The 17,429-nt window shown below is 47.5% G+C and carries 17 protein-coding genes; 8 read left to right on the top strand and 9 right to left on the bottom strand.

Annotation, left to right across the window (positions count from 1 at the left end; translation table 11 throughout):
- Positions 1–132: 132 nt before the first annotated feature.
- From DLM76_RS12640 to DLM76_RS12670, 6 genes are all read left to right on the top strand, one after another.
- Complete coding sequence (locus DLM76_RS12640) at positions 133–1,362, top strand: DNA methyltransferase (RefSeq protein WP_343286566.1); 1,230 nt, start codon at positions 133–135, stop codon at positions 1,360–1,362.
- A gap of 638 nt (positions 1,363–2,000) precedes the next feature.
- Positions 2,001–2,795 carry a flagellar basal-body rod protein FlgG gene (gene flgG / locus DLM76_RS12650; RefSeq protein WP_118955940.1) on the top strand — a complete coding sequence of 265 codons (795 nt, stop codon included), beginning with the start codon at positions 2,001–2,003 and terminating at the stop codon, positions 2,793–2,795.
- Between the two features lie 18 nt (positions 2,796–2,813).
- A complete protein-coding gene (gene flgA / locus DLM76_RS12655) occupies positions 2,814–3,707 on the top strand; it encodes a flagellar basal body P-ring formation chaperone FlgA (RefSeq protein ID WP_118965423.1) in 894 nt (297 codons plus the stop codon).
- Positions 3,704–4,426 carry a flagellar basal body L-ring protein FlgH gene (locus DLM76_RS12660; protein ID WP_425528947.1) on the top strand — a complete coding sequence of 241 codons (723 nt, stop codon included), beginning with the start codon at positions 3,704–3,706 and terminating at the stop codon, positions 4,424–4,426. The genes flgA and DLM76_RS12660 overlap by 4 nt, the downstream gene beginning before the upstream one ends.
- Positions 4,423–5,631: a flagellar basal body P-ring protein FlgI gene (locus DLM76_RS12665; RefSeq protein ID WP_167450764.1), complete on the top strand. Its 1,209-nt coding sequence runs from the start codon at positions 4,423–4,425 to the stop codon at positions 5,629–5,631. The genes DLM76_RS12660 and DLM76_RS12665 overlap by 4 nt, the downstream gene beginning before the upstream one ends.
- Positions 5,628–6,116, top strand: coding sequence for a rod-binding protein (locus DLM76_RS12670; RefSeq protein WP_118965424.1), 489 nt, complete (start codon positions 5,628–5,630; stop codon positions 6,114–6,116). Before DLM76_RS12665 ends, DLM76_RS12670 begins: the two co-directional genes overlap by 4 nt.
- A gap of 106 nt (positions 6,117–6,222) precedes the next feature.
- Here the strand turns inward: DLM76_RS12670 and DLM76_RS12675 are convergent, their stop codons facing one another.
- The 9 genes from DLM76_RS12675 to groES form a co-directional block, all read right to left on the bottom strand.
- Positions 6,223–8,472, bottom strand: coding sequence for a YhjD/YihY/BrkB family envelope integrity protein (locus tag DLM76_RS12675; protein ID WP_118965425.1), 2,250 nt, complete (start codon positions 8,470–8,472; stop codon positions 6,223–6,225).
- Between the two features lie 3 nt (positions 8,473–8,475).
- Entirely contained in the window at positions 8,476–9,363 is an 888-nt protein-coding gene (locus tag DLM76_RS12680; protein ID WP_118965426.1) for a class I SAM-dependent methyltransferase, read from the bottom strand.
- The gene (locus tag DLM76_RS12685; RefSeq protein ID WP_118955935.1) at positions 9,339–9,986 is read right to left on the bottom strand and encodes a class I SAM-dependent methyltransferase; all 648 of its coding nucleotides are present in this window, start codon (positions 9,984–9,986) and stop codon (positions 9,339–9,341) included. The genes DLM76_RS12680 and DLM76_RS12685 overlap by 25 nt, the downstream gene beginning before the upstream one ends.
- Complete coding sequence (locus DLM76_RS12690) at positions 9,973–11,232, bottom strand: ATP-grasp domain-containing protein (RefSeq protein ID WP_118965427.1); 1,260 nt, start codon at positions 11,230–11,232, stop codon at positions 9,973–9,975. Before DLM76_RS12690 ends, DLM76_RS12685 begins: the two co-directional genes overlap by 14 nt.
- Before the next feature lie 44 nt (positions 11,233–11,276).
- The gene (locus tag DLM76_RS12695; RefSeq protein ID WP_118955933.1) at positions 11,277–11,738 is read right to left on the bottom strand and encodes a hypothetical protein; all 462 of its coding nucleotides are present in this window, start codon (positions 11,736–11,738) and stop codon (positions 11,277–11,279) included.
- Positions 11,739–11,965: 227 nt separating this feature from the next.
- Complete coding sequence (locus DLM76_RS12700; protein ID WP_118955932.1) at positions 11,966–12,463, bottom strand: DUF1579 family protein; 498 nt, start codon at positions 12,461–12,463, stop codon at positions 11,966–11,968.
- 53 nt (positions 12,464–12,516) lie between these two features.
- Entirely contained in the window at positions 12,517–13,191 is a 675-nt protein-coding gene (locus DLM76_RS12705; protein WP_118965428.1) for an SIMPL domain-containing protein, read from the bottom strand.
- A gap of 104 nt (positions 13,192–13,295) precedes the next feature.
- A complete protein-coding gene (gene groL / locus DLM76_RS12710) occupies positions 13,296–14,933 on the bottom strand; it encodes a chaperonin GroEL (RefSeq protein ID WP_118965429.1) in 1,638 nt (545 codons plus the stop codon).
- 13 nt (positions 14,934–14,946) lie between these two features.
- Complete coding sequence (gene groES, locus DLM76_RS12715; protein ID WP_010574451.1) at positions 14,947–15,237, bottom strand: co-chaperone GroES; 291 nt, start codon at positions 15,235–15,237, stop codon at positions 14,947–14,949.
- A 216-nt stretch (positions 15,238–15,453) separates the two neighbouring features.
- Between groES and DLM76_RS12720 the strand changes: the two genes are divergently transcribed.
- Together DLM76_RS12720 and DLM76_RS12725 are read left to right on the top strand one after the other, a co-directional pair.
- Positions 15,454–16,983, top strand: a complete 1,530-nt coding sequence (locus DLM76_RS12720) for a cryptochrome/DNA photolyase family protein (RefSeq protein WP_118965596.1) — start codon at positions 15,454–15,456, stop codon at positions 16,981–16,983.
- A gap of 62 nt (positions 16,984–17,045) precedes the next feature.
- Entirely contained in the window at positions 17,046–17,390 is a 345-nt protein-coding gene (locus DLM76_RS12725; RefSeq protein WP_118955929.1) for an Mpo1-like protein, read from the top strand.
- Positions 17,391–17,429: the final 39 nt, after the last annotated feature.

Here is a 17,429-nt window from a genome sequence, read left to right on the forward strand (position 1 = left end):
TATACCCTTCTTCATCCATGCAAAACCCGGGGCTTGAAATGACAAATCAAATCGCGGTCGAATTCTTCCCCGAAAAGAAAATTCGGAGCCTATGTCGCATCCTTCACGGCCGTTCGGAAAGCTCCGCTTTCGATTTCAAATCCGATTCTCTTTTTCTACGCCGGGAAACCGACGGGCTTACCGAAAATCTTTTCATACGAGGCTTCCTGCATGTCGACCGCACTCAAACGAAAAGAAAGAAAAATTCAAACCGGAGAATTCTGGACTTCCCGCCAGAGACAATCCCATTCCATTCACTACAGCGTTAGTTACCGCGCCTCGTTCAAACCTGAACTTCCGGCGTTCTTTTTAGACAAATATCTTTCCAAACACAAGGGAGTCGTTCTCGATCCGTTCGGAGGAAGGGGAACCACTTCCATCCAAGCGAACTTAGAAGGGCATACCGCGATTCACAACGACATCAGTCCGATGTCCTTGTTTCTCGCCAAGTCCAGACAAACGATTCCTTCGGTGGAAAGTATGGAACGAATTTTGGATCGTCTCGATCTGAGAAAAAAAACGAAGGAAGAAAAAGAGGACAAGGACTTACTCGCGTTCTATCACAAGGATACGTTGAACGAAATCAAGAATCTCAAACGGATTCTTTCCCAGGATTCTTCGCCTGAAATTCAATACATCGGAGTTACGGCCCTTTCCCGATTGCACGGTCACAGCGACGGATTCTTTTCCGTTTACAGTTTTCCTCAGATTTCCATTCCGCCTTCGGCTCAAAAACGAAACAACGAAAAGAAGGGAATCAAACCGGAATACAAGGAGATCAAGTCGCGTATTCTGCAGAAGATGAAGCGCGATCTGAAAACTCCGCTTCCTCCGTTTTATCACGAGTTTTCGGGAAGAAATCGTTACACCAATCATTCCTCCCTGCATCTGGAATCTTTGGAAGATTCGGTCGCGGACTTGGTGGTAACTTCTCCGCCGTTTTTGGACAAGGTGAACTATGAGGAAGACAATTGGCTTCGGTATTGGTTTTTGGAAATCGAACTTCCCGATCACAAAAAGCCGAGCATCTTTTCCACGCTTAGCGCTTGGACCGATTTTATCCACGGAACCTTGGAAGAACTTTCGCGCGTTCTAAAGCCGGAAGGAGTTTGCGTGATGGAAGTGGGCGACATCAAAAAGGGTGCGACCGTTTTCAATTTGGACGAATACGTGATTCAAGCGGCGACCGGTTCCGGTTTGGAATGGGAAACCACCTTCATCAATGATCAGAAATTCACGAAACTCTCGAATTGCTGGAACGTTTCGAACAACGAAAAGGGAACGAACTCGAACCGCTGCGTCGTATTTCGGAATTACAAGTAATAAAAAGAAGGTGTGGGAACTCCCACACGTTTTCAGGCCGCAACCGCTGACGCGGTCGCGCCACTTCGGGCTCGCGAAGTCTCGCTCGGTCTAAACGCGGAGAAGGAATTTTCTAAAATTCGACTCTTACTTTGGATCGCGCGTTTAGACTAAACCCTGCGTGTCGCTTGCGGTTGTGGGAACTCCTTCGTTTCCGGAAGATTTTACTGTGGAACGATGTGGGAACTCCTTCGTTTCCGGAATGTTTTACTGTGAAACGATGTGGGAACTCCTTCGTTTCCGGAAGATTTTACTGTGGAACGATGTGGGAACTCCTTCGTTTTCCCGAAGGTTTTACTGAAAAACAATGTAGGAACTCATACGTTTTTAGTTTATCTTTGCTTTGCAAAGAGCGAACTGGCGACGCTCCGCTCCCATTTCGCTGTCTGGCTTCCTATGGGGCGCTCGACAGGGGTTAACGTAAGCCTCTTTTCATAAAGCTCAGCGAAACACTCCCTATGGGGTCGTATTTATAGGGGACTTCCTCTTCTCACACATTTTCCGAATTCTGTCTCTTTTTCTCGGAAATTCGCCCCTTTCCCCTTCACCAATTTCGGAAATCGACCGACTTAAACTAAGAAGAGGGTTACCGGAATATGATGCGCTCACTCTGGACGGCTGCCACGGGGATGATTGCCCAGCAGTTTCATATCGATACGATTTCAAACAACTTAGCAAACGTAAACACGACCGGGTTCAAAAAGAACCGGGCCGACTTTGAAGACCTCGTGTATCAACACCAGGTATTGGCCGGAACTCCGGCCACTTCCGTGAGCGAGATTCCCACCGGAGTCAACGTGGGTCACGGGGTGAGAGCCGCGGCTTCTCAAAAATTATTCGAGATCGGATCGTTTCAAGCCACCGGAAACAAACTGGATATGGCGATCACCGGCGAGATGGGATTCTTTAAGATCCAGATGCCAGACGGAAGTTTTGCGTTCTCCAGAGACGGATCGTTCAAGATCGATTCGAACCAGCAAGTGGTGACGTCGAACGGATATCTTCTCGAACCGCCTTTGATTCTTCCCGAAGGCGCGATCTTAAACACTCTCATGATTTCCGAACAGGGAGAAGTCACCGTAAAAGTCGGAGCCGACATCCGTCCCATCGTGATCGGACAAGTGGAATTATATCGTTTCGTAAACCCGGCCGGTCTTACTGCGATCGGAAAAAACTTATTTCAAGAAACCGTCGCTTCCGGTCCCGAGATTCCTGGAACTCCGGGAATGGAAGGATTCGGAAACGTCCTGCAGGGATTTTTGGAAATGAGTAACGTAAAAATCGTGGAAGAGATGGTGAACATGATCGTGGCGCAAAGGGCGTACGAATCCAACTCCAAGGCGATCCAAACTTCGGACAACATGTTGTCCACCGCCATTTCCCTAAAGAGATAAGAATTTTATAAATTTCTTATGAACGTATTTCGGATTTTCCTGTTTCTCCTGCTTGCGGCAAACCCTCTTTTGGGAAGAGGAGTGTCCGGAATTTATCTCAAAGGCCGCGCGATCGTGGACGGAGAAGATGTTCTTCTTTCTTCCGTCGCGCGAATCCCGGACGGATTCGAGGATCGGGTTCTTGTAAAGAATCTAAAACGTCCGATCTACATCGGTTCCAAAGAAATCCTGAACGTTTACGGGGATCTGGAACCGAACGTAACCGGAAAGGAAACCCTGGTTCTTCCCCTCAATCACGCTCTCGAACCGAACGAAATCACGGAATCCTTAAGCGAGGAAATCCGCAAAAAACATCCGAACGAAGAATTTCGTCTAACGTTTATTTCCGGCGAAACCAAGGTTCCCTCCGAGGGAGTCGAGTTGCGCTGGGCCAATCTTTCTTCCCGTCTGCATCCGGGACAACTGATGGCTTCTCTCGAAATTTTCTTTCAAGGCAAAAAGGTTCATAGCCTTAGAATCCGTTTTCAAGTGGAACAGAACGTTAAGGTTCTCAAGGCGAAACGTTCTTTGAACAAGGGAATCAAAATCACCGAAGAGGACTTTCAAGAAGAAGCGGTTCTCACTCCCGAGGAAATTTTGGATTCTCCCGGAGCGGACCTTCTCGGCTCCACTCTTCTCAAGGACATGAACGAGGGAGAAATCTTCCGTAAAAAACACGTTCGCAAAATTCAAGACGTTCAAAGAGGAGGGGAAATTCTGATGATCTATCACAAAGGAAGTCTCGTCCTCAAAACGAAAGTAAAGGCTTTGAGTTCGGGTAATATCGGAGAAGATGTTCAAGTGACGACTCATTCGAGAGAAGGGCAGATGAAAGCCAAGGTCGTGGATAAGAATACGGTGGTGACGGAATGAAACTGAATTCCCTTTCTAAGATGATCGTAGAATTGATCCCCGGAATTTTCGGCGCGGTCCTTTTAAGTATTCTTTTGATCTTATTGATTTTTACCGGAAGCGGCTCCGGTCTCAAGGCGCAGGATGCTTCTCTTTGGACGGATAAGAATCCGTATTCCGTTCGTCAGAGCATCAAGGTCGGTTCTCCTCTTTACGTGAGAATCACGAACGGTTTGCAGGCCGAGTTCGAACTCGAATCCAACGCGGACGAAACGATCACTCTCAAATCCATGCCCGATAAAAAGATCATTCCCGATATGCCTTCGTATAACAACGATCGTACGATCACGCGCAAAAATAAGGGCAAGATCAAGTCCCTCGGAAAAGTGAAGGGAAATCTCACCGCGCTCGTAACCGCGGTCGATCCCAATACCGGGCTTTTGACGATCCAAGGACAAAAGGTGAACGTGATCAACGGAGAAGAGAACAGTCTTGCCCTTTCGGGAACGGTTTCCCCCGAATTCGTGGAAAAGGATTCCTCCATCAACGCGGATAAGATCGCCAATCTTCAGGTCAATTTTAACGGAAGAATCAAACGCCAACAAGTCAATCCTCCGATCGCGTTGAAATCCGTGACCAATCCGGACGGCTCCGTGACGGTCAAGGCGGAACTTTCCGAAGAGGAAAAACAAAGGCTGATTCTGGATCAGTTGAACCGGCTTTTGGGAGAATCGCAATGAAATTTGAATATTCTATTCTTTGCATGTTGAATAAAACGGTTTTCTATTTTTCGGGATTAGTATCCCGCGCTTTTTTGTTCTCGCCGCGCTTTTTCTCGTTTCGCGGGTCTTCGCTTTTGGTCCGTTTTTCCGTGGTTTTCGTTTTAGCCGGGTCGATCGGAATTTCTTTCGCTTCCCTGCAAGCCGCGGAGTTGCGTCTCAAAGACATCGCGCGCATCGAAGGAATTCGGGAAAATCAAATCACCGGTTACGGAATCGTGGTCGGTCTTCCCGGAACGGGGGACAGTAAAACTCCGTTCACTTCGGAGAGCATGAAGAACTATTTAAAAAATCTGGGAGTCGAGGCGAATCTCAAACCCGATCAAACGAGAAACATCGCTTCGGTTTTGATCACCGCTACGATTCCCACCTACGCACGGAAAGGCGATAAGCTGAACGTGGTCGTTTCGTCGATCGGAGACGCAAAGTCCCTCGAAGGAGGAGTTCTTTTACAATCCCCTTTGAAAACCGCGGGCGATAAAACGTTCGCGGTCGCTTCGGGCGTGATTTCATTCGGCGGAAGACAAGAACAGGAACGGGGAAGCAGCGCGCGGGGAAATAAAAAAACCGTGGGCTTGGTTCACGGAGGCGCGATCGTAGAACAGGAGTTGGATCAGAATTTTTATGCATCGGAACGGGTGCAAATCCAGCTCGACAATCAGGACTTTACGACTCTGAACGCGGTGATCTCTCAGATTCGTTCGATTCTTCCCGGAAAACACGGAATCGGACCGGAATCGGTGGTTCCCGTTTCTCCTTCGGAGATCAATATCGTTCTCGGAAAAACGTTCGAGAACAAGTCGGACGCCTTCTTAACTTTATTAAGCGACATTGAAAATCTCACCGTGGAAACTCAGGTGAAACCGAAGGTGGTCATCAACGAAAGAACGGGCGTAATCGTGATGGGCGGTAATATCACCATCGAAGAAGTCGCCGTTTCCCGTTCGGGTTTGAATCTTTCGGTGACCGATAAAAACAGAAGACGCAACTGGCTCGGAAAGGAACAGGAACCCGTCAAAAGTTCCTTTGTGATCGAGGAATCCACGAGCGTAGGGGACGTGGTCGAAGCCCTGAACAAAGTGGGCGCGTCCACGCGAGATATCATAGCCATTTTGGAAGCGTTGAAAAAATCGGGCGCGTTGCACGCGGAGCTGGAAATACAATGAGAATCGATTCCGTTCAAGATTATACGAATAAGCTGAATCTGGTGGAAAAGCCGGAAGTAAGAAGTCTGATCAACATCGAAAAATCGAATCAGGAAAAACGGAACGTTTCCTTTCCGGAACAGCTTCGGGAAGAATTCAACGAGAAACTTTCCGGTAAAATCAGCTCTTCCGAAGTTCGTATGCCGCATAACATCAAGGAAGAAACCGCGGCCGATCCGTATCGTAAAAAACTGTATTCCGCTTCCGTGGAATTCGAATCGATCTTCGTCAAGATGATGTTAAGCGAAATGAAAAAGACCGTGTCCAAGTCGGGCTTGATCGACGGCGGTCACGCGGAAGAGATCTTCGAAGACATGCTCTACGACGAATACTCCAAAAACCTTTCGGCGAATTCCTCCTTGGGGCTTGCGGAACAGATTTATCAATCGCTTTCTTCCAATATTCCTCCGGTCAACGCCGGAACCAAAACCGATCGCAAAGCCTGAAAGAAGGCTATGCAAGGGACGACTTGTCCTTGGTTCGTTTCTTCCTGAAAGGCGGTCGCCGGTTTTTTCTTTTCTCGGTTCCCGCTTTTAAAACGGCTAATCTATGTTAGTCGATCAGATCGGCGAACTTGATTCCGTCCAAGTCGTTTTGCAGTTTTTCTTCCGTCTTTTCGACCTTGGAACCGATGTTTCCCGGAAACAGTTTGAGTTCCTTGTCCCCCGTCAAAAGAGGTTCCGGAATCTTTCTGTAAACGTCTCCGATGCTCAAATCTCCCGGCGCGATAATCGGAACGAATTCGTTTTTTCTCGTCTCGGATAGAAATTCCAGTTCGCAGAGTTTTTTGGTCAACACGGGAATCTCTTCTTCCTTTAAGCGGGAAATCCGCGAAAGCTCTAAGGGAGAAGACGGAATTTTCTTTTCTTTCTGGATCTTATACGCGGACTTCAAGGTCAGGATCAATTTACGGAACTCGTTGCTGGAAGAACTGTGCAGCTCGTCCAAGGACTGAAGAGGAGCGAGATACCGTTCGCGGAATTGCAGGGACGCGGTGATCTCCGCTCCGAATAATACGATTAGAGAAAGCGAATATACTCCCAAAAGAAAGATCGGAACGGCGGCTAACGCCTTGTAGATGATCATCGTCGTTTCGCTGAACGAGGAAAGATATACGTGAAATCCCCAGAGAAACACGAGGAAGATGACGCCCGTAACCGCCGCTCCTGCCGCCGACGCTTTCAGCGGAACCTTCGTGTTCGGAATCAAAGAATAAAGACTGAGGAAAAACAGCCAGATCCCGGAGAGAGGAAAAAGAATTCTCAGGAAGGAATAAATCGAAAAAACGCTGTCCCCGCCGGTGATCGTCGTTGTGGAAAACTTCTGATCCTTGGATTCGGTGATGCTGATCGTCTTGTATTCTCCGATGTTGAGCATTCGGATCTTTCCGTTTTCCTTACGTTCCAGCAATAGATTGGCCCAAAGTTTTCCGTTCATCGGAGTATAGAACGGGTTCCAATGATCGCCTCCGTCCGTGGAAATCAGGATATGTCCGAGACTGTCCATGAGAAAGAGTTCCATCGTGTCGGTTCCGGTAAAGGACCAGATTCGGATGAAGTTGTATCGTTTGTGACTGAGTTCGATCCAACTGTTTCCGCCGTCCCTCGAACGGTAGATGACTCCCCGTTCTCCCGCGAGAAAAATCTCACCGTTGTCCGCACGATGAATATCATGAAACGCTAAATGAGTCAGACGGTTCGGATAGAAGTTGAATCCGCCGTCGTTGCTCGTCCAAACCGTTCCCGATTCGTCGGCGATATATCCGTTGAGCGCGTCCGGAAAATACACCTTGGACGCGTTCATCTTGAGGCGATCCTTGAAGATCGGTTTGAAGGAGATTCCTTCGGGAATGTAATGAAGAACTTCGCCGTTTTTGAATACAATGAAAATGTTATTTAGATTTACGATTTCAATGTCCTGGAGTTCGACGCCTTCAAAGGACGTCAGAGTCCAGACGGAGGATTCGATCGGTTTGATCAAAAGCGCACCTCTGCGGGAGAGTGCGTAGATCAAACCTTCTCGGATTCGGATCCTGATAAAATCCGAACTCCCGATGTCCGGCTTTTTACAAAAGTCGAGACGGCCTCCGAGGTTATCGAGGCATTTCATGTTTTCGAAATCGATCTCGTCTTCCCGGATGGAATATTCTTTTTTGAGATTGGAATCCATGCGGAAGAGGGTTCCGTTTTCTCCGCTGACCCAAATTTTTCCTGAAGGATCTTTTTCCATGGAGAAGTAGTGAGGCGGTCTGAAAAAATCGATCGTCTTTTCGGCGACTCCTTCTCCGATCACGAAAAGAAGAGGACCGATCGCCAACACGAAAAAGTAAAATACGAGTTTTTGAAAGAGGGAACGGTTGGAGCTGATTCTCCAGATTCCGTTGAACGCGTTCTCCAAAGAACGCAAAACGGCGGTCGCCGAAAAAACCAAGATCACAAAACCGATGGCTCCGATCTGAGTCGCGGTGTCGATCAGGTCGCCGATCGTTTCGAGATACGTGTTGATGTCCACGTTGATGTTGCTCTGGAGTATGAACGTGTTGATCGTATCGAAGATTTCTTCCTTACGATTTTCCAGACCGGAAGTGATCGTAATCAAGGAAAGAGCGACGGTCAACATCGGAATCAAGGAAACGATCGTAGTGTAGGAAATTCCGGAGGCCTGCATCAAACAATCGTCTTTGATGAAACGATAGGCGGAACCGACGATGACTCGAATCGAGAGTACGAAAATTCTTAAAAAACCTTTTTCGGGAATTCGATCCGAATCGGTAAGCCAACCCGGTTTTAAAAGATGCTGCATCGTTCATTCCGCCTTGAAGCTGTACAGAACCATGGACGAGGTCAAGGGTCTGCCGTTTTTTTTGAGTTTGCTCTTCCAGTGATAGATCGAAATTCGAATCCACTTCCAGTATTCTTTCCAGGAACGAAAACTTCCTCTGGACTTGAGCAATTTTGCAAGGAGCGAAAAATCGACTCCGGGATACGTGATATGATTCGTAAAACCCGAACGATCAAGAATTTTTTTCAAATTCGATTCCGAATAATAATAAAAATGTCCCGGAAGATAGTAGTGATAGTTTGGTCCCGCATCGATCGCTTGCCAGCCTTCGAAGTTTGCGGTTTGCAGAAGAAGAAGTCCTCCGGGTTTTAAGATCCGATTTAGTTTCTCGAAAACCTTCTCCGGTTCGGAAAGATGTTCGATGACTTCCACAAGAGTCACCACGTCGAAAAACGCTTCGGGTAAATCCGCGTCTAAAAATTCTCCCGTGTATATTTTGAATCCGCGCGATCTTGCGACCTCCGCGGAATACGAGGAGATTTCCACTCCGGTCACGCCGAAGCCCGCTTCTTTTGCGCAGTTTAAAAATCCGCCGAAGGAACATCCTATGTCCAAAAATTCTCCCTTGCGTTTGAACTTGCGGATATTGGAAAGACGCGCCTTCCAAACGTATCGATCGTACGTTTCGGTTTGTCGTTCGTCGCGATAGGAAAAGTCGGCCCTGCCGGAATAATATTCCTCCGTATAAAGCGAAGAGGGTTCCGGTCTCGGGTATTGGGTCTGAAGCCCGCAGGAAATACAGAGGTATATTGGAATATTATAATTTTGAAAGGAAGAATGGTATAGAAATTTCCAATCTTTTCTTTGACAGCAAGGGCAGGTTTCGTCTATAGTTTGGCCAGAAAAATCCAATGACAGATCCTTTCTTCGAGTTTTCCCAAAGGCGTCCGTTCCGTATAACCGAAATCCACCCGGGAGAATCCTTTCAAATCTTCTTTCAATTCTTCTAATGTATAAAAACGGGAATAGGCGCCTTTTAAATCCGGGGTTTGAATCACGGTTCCCTGCGCCTGAAGATGCGTGTCGCCGACGGCGCGCACCGAACCCGCGAGAAATCCTCCGGGTTTGAGAATCCTTTTTTTCTCCTTCAGGATTTCTCTTGCGAGTTCTACGGAGTTGTAGTGCAGAACTCCCCAGCTTACGATCACGTCGAAAAAGCCGTCTTGATAGGAAAAAGGAGGATGTTCGTGGATCGACGCTTTGACGAAAGGATATTCCTGCGAGATCGTTTTGACCGAATTCTCCGTATAATCCGTCGCATAGACTTGATAACCGAATTCGTTTAACAAAACGCAGTGTCTTCCCGAACCGGCTCCGAAGTCGAGCGCCTTCCGTTGTTCCGAAGATTCCGTCTGCTCCGATCCGATCTTGGACAACATACGCACCAGATTCTCATCCGGATAACCGAGTCTGGATTTGTTCCGGGTATAATGCGTGTTCCAAGCGGACTGGGAGGAAGGTTCAGAAGGATTCAAATTTACCTTCCAGTCTTTGAAGAACGGAAGCCTTCCATTCTTCCAAAGTCTGTTCGTTTTGTTCGGGACCTACGAGTCCGACGGTGCGCGTGCGAACTCCGTTTCCTTCGGAGGTTTTGAGAATGTCGCCTTGTTCCTTGAGTTTGCGGTCAAAGAGAAGTTTTTCTTTTCCTGCCGCGGCGAATTCCGAATGCCCCGCAAGTTTCGATTTTCCTTCGGGCGGCGTGGAGAAAAAGATTCCCGCGTATTTCTTGGGAACTCCCGTATAATTCTCGAACGGACGAATCGGTTCGCCCACCAGAAGTTTCACCAAGTTGTCGAAGTAGGCCGATCCGAAATAATTCGGGATGAGAGAATCCGCCAAAAATTCTCCGCCCACTTCGGGAACCGCTTCGATCAGATAGATTTCTCCTTGAGGAGTGATTCTGAATTCCGCCACGAACGGGCAGTCGTTCATTCCGGTCGCTGCGATGAGCGCGCGGCAGTTGAGCAGAATTTCTCCGATCAATTCGGTGTGTAAAAACGGAAGAGTATGAGCGATTTCTAAATAAGGAGGATAGCTCGTGACGTCCTTGTGGGAAATCGACGCGGGAAAGAAATTTCCGTTTTGAACCAGTCCGCAGACCGTGATTTCGAAACCGGGAACGTATTCCTCCGCGATCCAATCTTCCTTTTCCGCGTTAGACGCGCTTGTCTTCTTTTTGGAAAGGGACGTTTTCGATTTCGGCGATTTCTTTTTGGATTTTAAGAACGTTTCCCATTCTTCGGGTTCGTGAAAGGTTCGGATTCCTTCTTTGCTGTTTCCTCGAACGGGTTTGTATACGAACGGAAACTGATTTTTGGATAAGTTCGAATGAGTATCGTAGCTTTCGGGAACGAGAATTCCCACTCTGGCCGCGGTTTCTTTCAGAAGATTTTTATCGGAACAGATTTCCACGCAGTCCAAGCTCGCATAACGCAGCTTGAGTTTTTCGGCGATGTAAGAAGCCGTATACGTCGCCTTTCCGTAGGAACGCGTTCCTACTCCGAGAATTCTCCCGTGCAAAGGAATTTCGGAAACCGTCTTTAGAATTTTACGATATTCTGTAACGGACTCCATGATTCGAAGAGAGGACATCCCCAAACCGGGAGCGCGATCGTTTTGATCGACCGCAATCACCGAATAACCCAGGCGTATCGCCGCGGAGATTAAGGGAACCTGATTGGTCCCGGCTCCTATGGAAAGAAAATGCCCCTTTTGTTTCATTTCCCATAGGTTTCTTTTAGGGCGGGGAGAAAGTCAAAGGATTTTTAAGCGCTAAGAACGTACGACTCGATCCAGTTCTTGGCTCGAATCGGATCCGTATAGAAATGCTCGTTCTCCTTTCCGAATTTTTCCTCGTAGTTTCCGATCTTCGTTTCGTCTTGATGAACGTGAACCGCCGCGAGGCAACGGATTCCGCGGAGATTTTGAAACCGCATCGATTTGGATTCTTCAAAGAGATTCAAGTAACCGACCTTCCATCCGTAGTCCGATAAGATTTGCGGTATGATCGATCGAAAGCGTTTGTGGGCTTCGAGGTTGGCGGCCTCGAACCCGTGTAAGTTGATGAAGATCTTAAACGTTCCGTTGTCCGGGATTTGTGCGAGGGAATCGAGAAGGGATTTTTCCCAGGCTTCCACGTCTTCGATTTCGACTTTGCCGCTGATCCTCGTGCTGACTAATTTTTGTTTCGGGTCCCATTCCGTTTTCGTAATGATTGCGGTTTCCATCCGTCTCCTTTTTGCGTTTTACGCGCGTGTGTGTTGGACGGAGAACGAATGGACGAAGATCGTCAAAATTCAGGGCTTAGAAAGAATTTGTTTCTCTTTTTTATAAGAAGCCGTTCCGACCTGGGGCCGCTTCTTGCGGTTTCTCTTTCTATCAAACATACATTCGGTTTTTTAGAAACGTCGTAAAGAAGGCGGAAGAGTTCCCGCGCCCGCTGCGCTTGCGAAACTTACGAAACGCGTTCGTAGAGGATTCGAACTCCTCCGGCTTTTTCTCCGTTCGGTCTGAGGTTTTGGGAGAAGATGATCAACTTATCGTCTCCGTCTTTTTCCAGACTGGTTCTCCAGCCCCAACTGGTTTCTGGAGTGTCTCCGCCGTAGTGTCCCGTAACGGACCATTCCTTTGCACCGGGAACTCCTTCCGAGAATAGGATTCCGCTCCCCATTCCGAAACTTTCGATCCAAGCGGACTCGTATCGTTTTTTATCGATATGATATCCGTAGATCGCGATTCCTTCGAACGGTTCGCCTCCGTAACTTCCTTTGTATTCGTGCAGAAGAAATCTTCCGCCTAATACGAGTTTGATGGTTCCCGCGATCGGAGACTCGTCGGTGACCTCTCCCTCTTTGAACATCATCTGGTTGACGCCTTTCCAATTCCCCGTATAGGATTCGAATTCTTTGTGGACGCCTTCCCGTTTGGAGGTTTCGAACTTTTCTTTACTCATGGCGAAACAGTGGAGTCGGTTTCGAAATAGAAATCAAGAAGAATTAAGAGTTCTTAGCGGACTTCGAACTCGATTAAAACCTTGGCTTGGATCTTTCGTTCCCCCACGGAAAGCGGTGAAGAATCGCTTTCTCTTCCTTTCATCTGATAGACCACCTGCGGAAAACCAGTGGAATCGGTTTCGATGATTTTGATCGCAGCGACTTCCTTTTTGCCGATCGCGTTGGCGAGAACCAAGGCTTTGCTCTTTGCGTCTTCGTATGCGGATACGAGCGCGTCTTTTTCCTGTTTGGAAGTGGAATCCGATTTGAATTCGATTCCGCTTACGTTGTTGACTCCCAACTTTTGGAGTTCCAGCAATACTTCTTTATAAAGTTTTAAGTTTCTGAGTTTTAAAAGAATTCCGGACGTGGAAAGATACGGTCTTTGTTTTCCGTCCTGAAGATATTGTCTTTGCAGCGTATAATCGGTGCTGTAGATGTCCTTGGGAGAAATTTTGAATTCTTTGGAGAGCGCCTGGATCACGTTAGACGTTCTTTCAAGATTCTTTTCCTGCGCCGTTTTTGCGTTCGCTTCCTCGACTTCCACCGCGAAGGTCATCTGGATATAGTCGGTTTCCACGACCGCGGTTCCGCTTCCCGAGACGGTTACGGTTTGTTTGTTCTCGGAATAAATTCCCAATGCGGGAACGACGAATAACGTAAGAAGAATCAGTTTCAATCGGTTCATAGTTCGGAAATGTTTTTGGAAAATCCGATCCTTGAAAACAAAAAAAGGCGGAAGAGGGGAACCTCGACCGCCTTTTTGCGATTGGTAAAGAAGGTTCGGATGAATTACATCATTCCGCCCATTCCTCCCATACCGCCGCCCATTCCCGCCATCGGGTTTGGAGCGTCTTTTTCCGGTTTGTCAGTGATCGTAACTTCGGTAGTCAGGATCATGGAACCGATAGAAGCTGCGTTTTGAAGAGCGGAACGAACCACTTTCGCAGGGTCAACGACTCCGGCTTGGATCATATCTTCCCAAACCATCGTAAGAGCGTTGAAACCTTCGTTTCCTTTTTTCGCCTTCGCGTGTTCTACGATTACGGAACCTTCCAGACCTGCGTTGGAAGTGATCATACGGATCGGTTCTTCCAAAGCTCTGAAGATGATTTTTGCTCCGGTCGCTTCGTCGCCTTCGAGTTTGAGTCCGCCCACGGCTTCTTGCGCTTTGAGAAGAGTCAAACCGCCGCCTGGAACGATTCCTTCTTCCACCGCTGCGCGAGTTGCGGAAAGAGCGTCTTCCACACGGGCTTTTTTCTCTTTCATTTCGACTTCGGTAGCCGCTCCAACGTGAATCACCGCAACCCCGCCTGCGAGTTTTGCGAGTCTTTCTTGGAGTTTTTCCTTGTCATACTCGGAAGTCGTGTCTTCGATCTGTTTTTTGATCTGACCGATTCTTCCTTGGATTTCTTTCGTTTGGCCTTTGCCTTCGATGATGGTGGTGTTCTCTTTATCCACGGTCACTTTGTTCGCGCGGCCGAGCATTTGAAGAGTAGTGTTCTCGAGTTTCATTCCGAGGTCTTCGGAAATCACTTGTCCGCCGGTCAGAATCGCGATGTCTTCGAGCATCGATTTTCTTCTGTCGCCGAACCCTGGAGCTTTCACCGCAACGCAAGAGATGGTTTTTCTGAGAGTGTTGACTACGATCGTAGCAAGAGCTTCTCCTTCCACTTCTTCGGAGATGATCACGAGAGGTTTTCCCGCTTGAGCCACTTTTTCAAGAACGTGGATCAGATCTTTCATAGAGGAGATCTTTTTGTCGTAGATCAGGATGAAAGGATCGTTCAGAGTCGCAGTCATCGCTTCCGGATCGGTCACCATATAAGGAGAAATGTATCCTCTGTCGAACTGCATCCCTTCCACCACGTCGAGAGTGGTTTCGATGGACTTCGCTTCTTCCACTGTGATGACTCCGTCTTTACCGACTTTGTCCATCGCGTCAGCGATCAGGTTCCCGATCGTAGTATCGTTGTTCGCGGAGATCGTCGCAACGTTTGCGATGTCTTTTTTGTTTTCGATCTTAACCGCTCTTTTTTGAATGCTTTCCACGGCAGCGGCAACCGCTTTGTCGATCCCTCTTTTGAGAGACATCGGGTTTGCGCCCGCGGTTACGTTTTTCAAACCTTCGTTGATGATGGATTGAGCGAGAATGGTTGCGGTAGTGGTTCCGTCTCCGGCGACGTCGTTCGTCTTTGTGGAAACTTCTTTCACCATTTGCGCGCCCATGTTTTCCAGAGCGTCTTCGAGTTCGATTTCCTTCGCAACGGTAACGCCGTCCTTAGTGATGGTAGGCGCGCCGAATTTTTTATCGATCACTACGTTGCGACCCTTAGGCCCGAGGGTAACTTTAACCGCGTTCGCGAGTTTGTTCACACCTTCGAGGAGCTTGCGTCTTGCTGTTTCGTTGTATTCTATATCTTTAGCCATGATTCACTCCTGATTATTTTTTAACAACGGCGAGAATATCGCTCTCACGGATGATGAGATATTCTTTGCCTTCGGATTTGATTTCAGTTCCGGAATATTTTCCGTAAAGGACGGTGTCGCCTACCTTCACTTCGAGAGGAACGAGTTTCCCGTCTTCATATTTGCCGCTTCCGACTTCTACGACTTTCCCTTCTTGAGGTTTTTCTTTTGCCGTGTCAGGAACGAAAATGCTACCGATCTTTTCCTCGGCTTCCTGTCTTGGTTCTACGAGGACTCTGTCACCCAGAGGTTTAATCGATGCCATAGACTAACTCCTTATAATCGTGGTTTAGCACTGCATGAGTAAGAGTGCTTACTATCGTTTCCATTAAAAAAATTCGTGAAAAAAGGGTCAAGCACTTTCGGTAAGAGAGTGCTAAAATTCGATGACGAGAAAAAAAGAATCGGGAAGAAATTTCAAAACGAATCGATTCTTTCTGCGTCTAAGGAAAAATCTTCCGAAGCGCATGAAAAGGAGAAAATGTTTCCGAAAGAAAATCTGATTCGAGTCCGCGATCTCAATCAAAAGCCGGTTCGGGAGGAAAAGCCGATTCTTCTGTATTGGATGTCCATGGCGAGAAGGCTGGCATGGAATCATTCCCTGGATTACGCAATTCATCTTTCCCAAAAATACGAAAAGGAACTTTGGATCTACGAACCTCTGAAAATGGATTATCCTTGGAGTTCGCCGAGGCTGCATCGGTTTATCCTCGAAGGAATGGCGGCGAATACGAAAGAGGCGAACAAGCTCGGGTTGAATTACCGCGCCTTTGTGGAAACTTCGGACAATCCGATCGCGGAGGTTTTCGGGAGAATTTCGTCCGCGGCCGCCCTTATCGTCACGGACGATTATCCGGCTTACATCGTTCCCGAATTGTTAAACGAAGTCGGCAAAAGAATCGAATGCAAACTGCTCGCCGTCGATTCGAACTCCATCATCCCTCTCGATCTTTACGGAGAATTCGCATCTGCCGCGAGAATCCTACGCCCACGAGTCCATAAATTGTTCGCCGAAGCCTGGAAGTTTCGATCTTCCCGTAAACCGGGCAAACCGTACACAAGCACGAACGGATCTTCGCTTAGGGAGAATCCGGATTCTCCGTTTTCCAAGATCGTTTGGTTCGATGGGGATGAGAAGAAGATCGAAACTATATGCAAAAAAGTGAATTTTCTTTGTCCGGAAGTTTTGCCCGTTGCGGAAAAAATCGGAGGAAGGGAAGAGGGGTTGAAACTTCTCAAACGTTTTTTGAAACAAGGACTGAGCGGTTATGCGGAACTTAGAAGTCAGCCTCGAGATCCGAAAGAATCGTATTCTTCCTTGTTGTCTCCCTATCTCCACTTCGGTCATATTTCTCAGGAAGAAGTCGTAAGCGCCGTTCTAGATTGGAACTTGGACGAACCTTGGAATCCGGGAGTGATCGTTCCCGAAAATAAAAATCGAAAGGAAGGTTTCTATCATCCGGACGACAACGTGAATTCCTTCCTGGACGAGCTCGTCACTTGGAGGGACGTGGGGTTTCTGATGTTTTGGAAACAACCTTCGTTTCGAAAAAATCTTACCATTCTTCCCGAATGGCTGCAGAAGAATCTGGACTTTCACAAAAACGACGTTCGTCCGTATCTTTATACGAAGGAGCAGCTTGAGAATGCAAAGACGCATGACGCGGTTTGGAACGCAGCGCAAAAGGAACTCGTCTTAACCGGAAGCATGCACAATTACTTAAGAATGCTCTGGGGGAAAAAGGTCATCGAGTGGAGCGCCGATTACGAAACCGCGTTTGAAATCCTTGAGGACTTAAACAACAAATACGCGTACGACGGAAGAGATCCGAATTCGTATACGGGAATCTTATGGTGTTTCGGTTTGTTCGATCGGCCTTGGTTTCCGGAACGAAACGTTTTCGGTAACATTCGTTATATGTCATCGGAATCGACCGCTAAAAAATTCAAACTCAAGTCCTACTTCGAATACGTGGAATCTTTGGAAGGAAACGGCTCGAATCTGTTTTGAGTCAAATGCTTGATTTTTAGAACCGCGGACCCTAAAATCGTAGAAAAAGAGGATTGGTACTTATGACAACTGAGGCAGCTCCAAAAACGTATACGACTTTCAAAGAATTTTGGCCTTTCTATCTGGGAGAACATTCGCATCCGGTGAACCGTGCATTGCATTTCGTGGGAACTTCCTTTGCGATCGGTTGGATCTTGACGGCCATCATCAATCTCAATCCGTATTACATCCTAGCGGCTTTGTTTTCGGGATATTTCTTTGCGTGGATCGGACATTTCTTCGTAGAAAAAAACCGTCCCGCTACGTTCACGTATCCGTTTAAATCCTTTATGGGCGACTGGGTGATGTATTTTTACATTCTCACCGGACAGATCGGAAAGGAATTGGAAAAGATCGGCAAGAAGTAGTTCGAAGAAAACAATCCGATTTTTTTCGTTCAACTCTTT

Origin of the sequence: Leptospira yasudae, from assembly GCF_003545925.1 — a bacterium.
Classification (GTDB): domain Bacteria; phylum Spirochaetota; class Leptospiria; order Leptospirales; family Leptospiraceae; genus Leptospira; species Leptospira yasudae.